This window comes from Mesorhizobium sp. M3A.F.Ca.ET.175.01.1.1 (genome assembly GCF_004791945.1).
GTDB lineage: Bacteria > Pseudomonadota > Alphaproteobacteria > Rhizobiales > Rhizobiaceae > Mesorhizobium.
In genome coordinates this window covers 1-307 of record NZ_SRTP01000294.1, presented here as the reverse complement: position 1 = coordinate 307, position 307 = coordinate 1, and the positions used below count along the sequence as shown (strand labels likewise).

Sequence of the window (307 nt, the reverse complement as noted above, 5' to 3'; positions counted from 1 at the left end):
AGCTAGGGCTTATGGGGTTTGTCTTGCACGCCTATCAGACGACAGTTAAAGCGCGCGCGACGTTGACCGTCACGGGCGTCCACAGCGGCAAGCCCGTCACCGTTCATTTCCTGCCCGCCGACGCCGATACCGGCATCGTGTTCCACCTTTCCAATGGCGGCGAGGGGCGCGAGTTTCGCGCACTGGTCTCCGAGGTTGGCGCCACCGACCTTTGCACCATGCTCGGCGACCCGTCCGGCGAGCACATCGGAACCGTCGAGCACCTCATGGCGACGGTGTTCGGACTCGGCATCGACAACCTCATCAT

1 protein-coding gene is annotated in these 307 nt (G+C 63.2%); it reads left to right on the top strand.

The window, feature by feature from the left end; translation table 11 throughout:
• Nucleotides 1-11 precede the first annotated feature (11 nt).
• The coding region (locus EN818_RS31720) for a UDP-3-O-acyl-N-acetylglucosamine deacetylase (RefSeq protein ID WP_189524007.1) at nucleotides 12-307 on the top strand (296 nt) is incomplete at its 3' end.